Consider the following 8,650-nt stretch of genomic DNA (forward strand, 5'->3'; position numbering starts at 1 on the left):
TGCCACGGGGAGGCCCGGTCGTGAACGTCACCGCGGTATTCTGGCAATTACTGGGAGTTCCCCAGGCTGAACAGGTGGAATCGGTCGACCTGTACTGGGGCGCAAGCTGGGTCCGCGTTCCGTGGCTGGTCCTGGTGGTCGCAACGATCGTCGTGGCGGTGGGGGTTGCCGCCTACTACGGGCGTTGGCAGTTTGTCCCATCCCGCAGGTTGCGGATGACTCTCGTTGTCATCAGGACGCTGGCCCTTGCCGCACTTGTGGGCATCCTCCTGCAGCCCACGTTGGTCGTCAAACTTCAGCGCTTGACTCGGCCGGGTCTGTGGCTTGTCATCGACGATACGGAAAGCATGAGCCTGGTCGACCGGACTTCGGAGCCGGGCGAAAACGCCGTTGTTGTCGCGCCAGGTTCGGGCGGAGCTGGAGGGCCATCTCCAACCGCAAATTCTGAACGGCCATTGACCCGGTCCGAACGAGTGCGCGAGGCCTTCGCCCATCTTGATCCCGAGCTGGTGAGGCAGGTGGAGAACGCATTTCGGGTCCGCGTCTTCCGGCTTCACCGAGGAGACGGGCTGGATCCCCTCCCGGTCCATTTGGAGGACTTGGCGCGGCAGGAGCAATGGACCTCCCAGTTTACCGTAGACGGCTCCGTTACCGCCCTGGGAGTCGCCCTGCTCGATCTGAACAGGAAACGCGGGGCGACACCGCTAGCGGGCATTGTGCTTGTCAGCGATTTCAATCAGAACGCAGGAATCGCTCCGGAAACGGTGGCCACGCAGCTTCAAACGCCGCTTTACTGCGTAGGGGTGGGCGATGTCCAGACTCGCGATCTGGCGGTGGACGTGCAACTTCCTCCCATGATGAAAAAAGATGAAAAATCTGTCGTCACTGTGGCCCTGCGACAGGAAGGGTTCACAGGCGAGGAAGTGACGCTGCGGGTGTTCGCCCGACAGACGGAGGAAAGCGAACCGCAGGCTGTGGCGACATCAGGTGGGGCGGGTTCCGCAGATGCCCCGGATTCCACCCAGCCACCGCATTCACCGGCCTCCGCTGGATCCGGCGAACCGAAGAAGGACGCCCCGGTGGGCGAAGTCATCTTTGAAGATGTTGTTACTTTGTCCGGACCGGTTATTCACCGGGAAGTGCCCTACGTTCCCAAGGCGGCCGGCCAGCTCGTTATTACAGCGGAGGTTGCTCCTCTCCCGAAGGAGACGCTCACCGAGAACAACCGGATTGCTCGCCAGACGTACGTCCGAGAATATTATGTCCGCGTCCTTTTCATCGAGGATGAACCCACGTGGGAGTGGCGGTTTATCAAGGAGGTGTTTCATCGCGATCCGCTCGTGGGACCGGAAGGATTTCGCACTTACCTGCGGTCGGCGGATCCGCGCGTTCGGGCGGAGAATCCGTTGTTTTTGCCGACGCTTGCCCTGCCGCGACGCGAGTTCTTCACCTACGATGTGGTCATCATTGGCGACGTCCCGGCCAGCGCCATCAGTCGCTCGATGATGGAAATGATCCGAGAATTCGTCACCGAGATGGGCGGCGGAGTGATTTTCAATGTCGGCCCGCGATTCAGTCCCGGACAATGGACCGACACGCCGCTCAACGATCTTTTGCCGGTTGAAATCGCTCCCCTCACCCGCCTGCGAGAGAGCTCGTTTCAGCCGCAGCGGACTCCGGAAGCCGATCTGTTCGATTTCATGGTCCTGGGACAGAATGCCGAAGAAAATGCCCGAGCGTGGGACAATCTCGGCAAGCTGGTGTGGTATTATCCGGTCATTCGGGTTCGCCCCCTGGCCACTGTGTTGCTTGCTCATCCTCGAGATACCTGCGCCGACGGCCGGACCCCTCAGCCCCTCATCGCCGCGCAAAAAGTGGGCCGTGGTGAAGTCATCTACGTGGGATTCAATGAGTTGTGGCGTCTGCGGCGGAAGTATGGGGATCTTTATTACCGTCAGTTCTGGGGCCAGCTCATCCACCGGCTGGCAATCCAGCATGCCCTGGGGGCAGACAAACGTTTCGTCGTTCGGTCCGACCACAAACAGTACCGCAGCGGTGACGAGGTGCGCCTCTTGGTGGAAGCGTACAACGCAGATTATCGGCCACTCACTGAAGATCAAATACCCGGGGGACAACTGGAGGCCATTCTCCATCTGCCGGCCGGTGCGGGCGGTCAAACGCGGAGGATTCCGCTGACACTCCTTCGGCCCGGGCAGTTTGAAGGCCGCACCACCGTCTTTGCTCCAGGCGAATACCGGCTGGAGGTCCACGATCCGCTCACCCATCGAATGGTGGAGACATCCTTCAGAGTGTCCAGCCAGTCGATAGAAAAACAACAGGCCCGGCGGAACAAGGAGCTTCAGGATCGCCTGGCCAGTCTCACCGGCGGTCAATCGTATGATCTTCCTCAGTTGGCGGAGCTGTTGCGTAACCTGCCCCAACGTCGCGAGAAGGAGATCGAAATCGTTGAAGTGGAACTCTGGAATTCCTGGCTGTTCTTCGTGTTGGTGGTTGGTTGTCTGTTGGCGGAATGGGCCCTCCGGAAATGGCTGTATCTCCGATGAGCGGTGAATTAACTCCTTTGCACCGGCTGTTGCGGCGCATCGCGCGTCACCGTCGCCGGACCCGCTGGTGGATCGCCCTCCTGGGAACGGGAGTCATCTTGTGCGCTGCCATATTGGGCCTGTTCTGTTTCGACTGGTTGCTTCGGCCCGCTCGCGAAGTTCGCCTGGTGGGGCTGGTCGTGGCGGTGGCCGCCGGAGTGCTTGCCTTCATCCGGTATGTACTTCCCTGGCTTCGGTACCGGGAATCAGAACTGGATATCGCTCTTCTGGTGGAAAAGCATCACGGGATCGACAGCGACCTAGTCGCCGCCTTGCAATTTGAACGGCCTGAAGCCGCTCGATGGGGCTCGCTCGAATTGGAGCGGCGCGTCATCCGCCGGGTGGCCGAGCTGGCGCAGCGGCTGCCGCTCGTTCGGGACGTACCGCGAACACCTCTGCGTCGTCGGGTGATCGCCGCAGTTTGTGGGATGACGCTTCTGGCGTTTCTGTGGATACTTTTCCCGGAACACGTCCGCACCTTTACCCGTCGGCTTTTGCTGGAGGAAACGCCCTATCCCACCGCCACCCGGTTGGTTGCTGTGTACATCAACGGCGAGGCCGTGCCCTGGACAGAGTCAGAGCCCATCATCCGCTGCGCTGCCGGGCAACCTGTCACCATCGCCGTGGTGGCGAGGGGATATCTGCCGTCCACGGGAAAATTGATTCTCCGTTCTTCGAAGAATGATCATCGCACCGTCGAACAGGACCTTCCACATGCGATTCCGAAGGAAAGCACCGGTGATACGGATGATCATGCCGGAGGGCCAGCGGGGGAGGTGTATCGGGCGGAGCTTCCGGTGCTTCAGGAGACCGTGCACCTTCGCATCCTGCTGGGTGATGCGGCGACAAACTGGCTGACTCTCGCGTGTCTTAACCCCCCGGCGGTGATTCTGGTGGGTTACGTCGAAGATCCCAGGAATGACAGCGCTCCGGCCCTGATGCAGGGGGTGACGCAGCTTACAGTCACGGAAGGAGCGCGGGTCACATTGGGTGTTGCGTCCGATCGGCCGCTCCGCAGGGTTGTGGCACGCATGGATCGTCTGCAAAGGCCCCTGGAAAAACGCTGGCCTGCCTCGGTCCCTCAGCCGCCCGACACATCCACCCAACTCCTCACGTCAACAGCAGGAAACGGGACCTCAGGAAAGTCCGCCGAGCTGTGGTGGCTGGATCCAGAAGGCCTGCCCCTTTCCGAGCTGGCCACGCCGCAGCACATTATTTTCGAGATCACAGACGAGAATAATCTCACTGTTGATCCGCCGCTGGAGGCCACCCTCCTGGTTCGGCCGGACTACCCGCCGCAGGTGACGGCGCGGACGCTCACCAAGTTTGTCCTCCCCACGGCAAAACCCACTTTGGTGTGCCAGGTCAGAGATGACCTCGGCATTGAGAAGGTGACCGTTCAGGCCCAGGTGATTCATCCCGACGGGAATTCCGAACCGCCCGTCGTCTGGACCATGTGGGAGAAAAGCGCAGACCGGGTCAAAGTGCTCGATGAAAAATGGAAGATAGATCTCGGCCGCCTATCCTGTGGCAAAGGAGATCGCGTGGAACTTGTGGTCTCCGCCACCGATATTCGCAGGCCGGGCCGGGAAGGAGCGGTCAGTTCCTCCGAGCCGATAACCCTGGAGGTCACCGATCTGGCGGGAATCCTGGCGATCATGAGCGAAATCGACCGCCAGTCCGCGGAAGAATTGCGGGAAATGATCGACAAACAGCTCGACGTAGGAGGTGGGCCGTGATGCACGCAGGCTTTTTCTACCGTTGTCCGGCCGGAGCCAGTCGCCGGCAAGCACGCGGCCGACGAGTGACCGGTCAGACATGCGTGGTTCGGACGGTCGCGTTACTGGTGTTCCTCGCAGCGATGGGCGGGACCGCGTGCCACGGCCTGGGTCAGTCACCTGGTCAACTCCAAGCGGGGACAACTTCGCCATCGAGCGGCGAGCCTGCTCCGGTGCCTTCGGCATCGCTGCCCGACCCGGCTTATCAGCAGACGGTTCAGCAGCAGGTCCGCGAGATGGCCCGGCGACTCGTCAACGAGCAGATCACCCTCCAGATGACGCAGCTTGAAGAAAATGGACTGACCGAGCTGCCGCTTTACGGTGAACTGAAAGAGATGCAACAGCATCTCGACGAGCTTGTGGACCAGCATATGAAGGAGGTCCTCAGCATCCTCACGCGGATGATGGAGTCGCCTGCCGAGTCGCGTTTAAAGCTCCTGGAGGTCGCGCGGGAAAAGAGCCGCCTGGTCCTGGCCCAGCTTATGCTGGAACGGCAACGGGTCCTGCGCCGGTTGCGGCTGGCGGAAATCGAAGAGCTGGCCAGGCAGCTCATTACGCGGGAACAGAAGGTTCGCGAGCGCACCGAACTGCTACCTGCTCAGCCGTCCGCCCAGCAGGCTGTGCAGGCCCTGTCCGTCCGCGAAGACCAGCGCGACGTCAACACTCTTTACATGCAGGTCAAGCAATTCTTGAACGATATCGTCGCGTGGGGTGGTCCGGTGGGGCGTACCGCCGACCTGGCCCTCCGGGCCTTGCAGGAAGATCAGGTGGATCGACTGTTTGCTGAGTCTCTGCAGGCTCTTACCGAGGGCCGATTTTCTGAGGCGATGGCGAAAGAAGACCAGATCATCGCGGCCCTGGAAAAGCTGCTGACGCAGATTGAGACATTGCGAGGTGACTTCAACCGGGAAAATCCCGATGCGGTTCAGAAAGCGCTGGAGGAGCTTGCCCGACGTCAGGAGGAACTGCGGCAGCGGACGCTCCAGGCCGACGCCCCGGAAACTTTTGAGGAGCTTACCAGGGAGCAATTGGAACTCCGCAACGCCATTACGGAAGCGGCCAAGAAACTGACACCTCAGACACCCCCGGCCCTCAGCGATGCCGCGGAAGCCGCATCTCGTGCCGCCGAGGAGCTTTTCCAGAATCAGGGAGAAGCGGCCGCCGAAGAGCAGCAGCAGGTTCTGGAAAATCTTGCCCGGGCCCAATCCCAGTTGCAACAGCAGGCCGCCACGCCCGAGAGCACGGCTGATCTTCTCGATGTGACCACTGCCCGGCAAAAGGAGGCCGACCTCCTGGCGGCCAGGGAGGCTCTCCGGCAGCTCCGCGAAGAGCAATCGCATGCCAGCGAGAAGGCCGCAAAAAACCAACTCCAATCGGCGGCCCAGGCCGAGCAGAAAATCGCAAGCGGCGTCGCGGAAGTGCCCAGGGACAAACAACTCCCCCAAGAGGTCGTTTCGGCAATCAATCAGGCAGCGCAGACGGTCCAAAAAGTGGGCGAAAAACTCGCCGAATTAGCGGCGCCACCAACACAACGTCCAATCCAGGAGAACACTTCCTCTCCCCAGGCGGAGACGGCTTCCTCCAGCCAGAACGCGCCGAGGCCACCGAACCAGCCGGAACGGCCAACTTCCCCGGAGACAGCCCAGTCCGCTCAAACCGTGCAATCGACACCCTCTTCGCCGGAATCGGCTGCCAGTCAGCTCACCCGGCAGGCGGAACAGGCCCTCGATGAAGCCCTTTCGGCGGTGGAGATGGCCCTGGCCGACGCGCAGCGTCAACGACTGGCGGCGGAGCTTGTGGAAAACGCTCGTGCGGCATGGCAGCGGCCCACGGACAGTGCCCCACAGTGGCAAGCCGCCCAAAAGACGGCCCAACAACTCCAGGAAGTCACCGCTCAGCAACTGGCACAGGCCCGCCAGGCCCGACAGGCGGTGGAGGAGTACCTGCCGTCCCTGTCGCAGACGGAGCAACTCGCCCATCAACTGGAGAACGTCCAGCGGGCACAGCGGCAGGTGATCGAGGCGGCCGCCCATCAGCAGGAAGCCGCAGGCCATCCCGAGGTGGCGGCAGCTCTCCGGCAAGCAGCGTCTCCGGAACAGGCCCTGGAGGTGCTGCGCGAAGCTGCTCGCTCAACGGCGCCCCAGGAAACTCCACCATCAGAACGCAGCGAAAAGCAGCAGCAGGTGACGGCGGCGATCGAGCAGGCCCAAAAGGCGCTCGCGGACGTGGATGTGGGGACCCCCGAGGATGCCCGCCGCGAAGCTACCCAGGCTGCCCAGGCCCTCCAGAAAGCCCGGGAACTCTCCCGGCAGGCAGAGCAACCTGCGGAATCGAACAGCCCGGAGAGTCAATCTGCGAGCGATTCGCTTCCTCGGGCTGTCACCCAGGAATTGGCTTCTGCCGCGGAACACCTCCATGCACTGGCCCAGCAGTTGTCTTCCCAGAGTCGTCCGCCTTTTGCGGCCCATGGAGAATCGGCAGAACGCCTGGCAAATGTGGCGATTCCCGTTCATCCAGAAGCGACATCACAATTGCACGCAGCGGAAAATTCAGCTCGGGGGGTTCTGCAATCCCCCAATCCAGAAGCGGTACCACCCGCCCAGGAAGCGACCGGGCAGGCCTTTGCCGGTGCGCTGTCCGCACTTGCAGAACGGGAGCGTCAGCTTGCCGCTGCGCTGCAGGCCGCTCAGCAACTTCCCCAGATGATGAATTCGGTTCCCCAGCAGATAATGAATGAGTCAACGGCCTCTTCGTCCGAACAAACTACGCCCGCCGACGCGGTCGCCGCCGCCCTGGCAGCACTTCAAAATCTGGCGGCGCAGGCGGCCTCGGGACGGGAGCAGTCGCAGGGATCCCAACCCGTAACCAGCCAAACCGCCCAGACGACGAGCCAGTCTTCTCCCCAGGGTCAGGGTGGAGCGGCCCGGCAGGGCGAGCAGGTACAGAACCAAAATCCTGCGCCGTCGCCTTTGAAGGAGGGGAAGGTGGCGCAGACGGACAGTCGCACCGGGGTGGCCGCCCAACTTCCCGTCACCCCGGAAGGCAATGCCAATTCCGCCCAGACGTGGCTTTTGCAACTACCACCGGAAATCCGTGAGGCGCTGCGAGCGGGGATGAACGCGCCGGTTCCCAAAGGATACGAAGACCGCTTACGGAGGTACTTCCAAAATGCGGAGTGATCCCATGTCCTTAGAAATTTCCACCAGCGATGCGGCAGCCGTCGAACGCTGCCACCAGGCTTATTTGCGCATTCGGGAAGAGCTGGCCAAGGTGATCGTGGGCCAGCAACGGGTGATCGAAGAGGTCCTCATCGCCATCCTGGCCCGCGGACACGCACTTCTGGAGGGCGTGCCCGGCCTGGCCAAAACTCTGCTGGTCAGTTCGCTGGCTCAGGCGACTCATCTCAGCTTCAAGCGAATCCAGTTCACGCCCGACCTCATGCCCAGCGACGTGACCGGGACGGATGTCATCCAGGAGGACCCCAAAACCGGAGAACGGGGCTACAAATTCCTTCCCGGACCCATTTTCGCCAACATGATCCTGGCGGACGAGATCAATCGAACCCCGCCCAAAACTCAGGCGGCCATGCTGGAGGCCATGCAGGAACGCCAGGTGACGGCCGGGGGACGCGTCTATCCGCTTCCGGATCCCTTCTTTGTCCTGGCCACTCAAAATCCCCTGGAACAGGAAGGGACCTATCCGTTGCCGGAGGCCCAACTCGATCGCTTCCTCCTCTACATCAAGGTCGATTATCCCTCGGCAGAGGAAGAATGGGAAATCGCCCGCCGCGTAACGAGCGGACAGCAGGGGACCATTGAACCGCTCATGACGGGCGAGGAACTCATTGAATTCCAGAAACTGGTTACCCGGATTCCCATTTCCGATCAGGTTTTGGGATACGCCTGGGCCCTCGTCCGGGCCTCGCGACCCGGCTCCGACGAAAGTCCCGACTTCGTCACCCGCTGGGTGGCCTGGGGGGCGGGACCACGCGGCCTGCTCACGCTGTTGACCTGCGCCAAGGCCCGGGCCGTCTTGCACGGGCGGTACCACGCCACCATCGGCGATGTCCAGGCCGTTCTCAAACCGGCTCTCCGACACCGCATCGCGGGAAACTACGCCGCCCAGGCCAACAATCTCACCAGCGATCGGCTTATTGAAATGCTGATGGAGGCCGTACCCCCCGACGCCAAATATGAGAAACCATCTCCGCGGGCGATCCGGGATCGTGTGCAGACGTGATCGCCTGACTCCCTATTCCTTTCAGAAACC

At 61.8% G+C, this 8,650-nt stretch carries 4 protein-coding genes; all 4 read left to right on the forward strand.

Annotated elements, in window-relative coordinates:
• The first annotated feature begins 20 nt into the window (after window positions 1–20).
• Genes H5U08_RS05320 through H5U08_RS05335 form a run of 4 tightly spaced genes read left to right on the forward strand, consistent with a single transcriptional unit; the run spans window position 21 to window position 8,620 of the window.
• A complete protein-coding gene (locus H5U08_RS05320) occupies window positions 21–2,564 on the forward strand; it encodes a hypothetical protein (protein ID WP_297031008.1) in 2,544 nt (847 codons plus the stop codon).
• Entirely contained in the window at window positions 2,561–4,342 is a 1,782-nt protein-coding gene (locus H5U08_RS05325; RefSeq protein WP_297031010.1) for a hypothetical protein, read from the forward strand. Before H5U08_RS05320 ends, H5U08_RS05325 begins: the two co-directional genes overlap by 4 nt.
• Window positions 4,339–7,560, forward strand: a complete 3,222-nt coding sequence (locus H5U08_RS05330) for a hypothetical protein (protein ID WP_297031012.1) — start codon at window positions 4,339–4,341, stop codon at window positions 7,558–7,560. Before H5U08_RS05325 ends, H5U08_RS05330 begins: the two co-directional genes overlap by 4 nt.
• Before the next feature lie 4 nt (window positions 7,561–7,564).
• A complete protein-coding gene (locus tag H5U08_RS05335; RefSeq protein WP_297031013.1) occupies window positions 7,565–8,620 on the forward strand; it encodes a MoxR family ATPase in 1,056 nt (351 codons plus the stop codon).
• The last annotated feature ends 30 nt before the right edge of the window (window positions 8,621–8,650 follow it).

It is taken from the genome of Thermogutta sp. (assembly GCF_014359955.1).
Lineage (GTDB): Bacteria > Planctomycetota > Planctomycetia > Pirellulales > Thermoguttaceae > Thermogutta.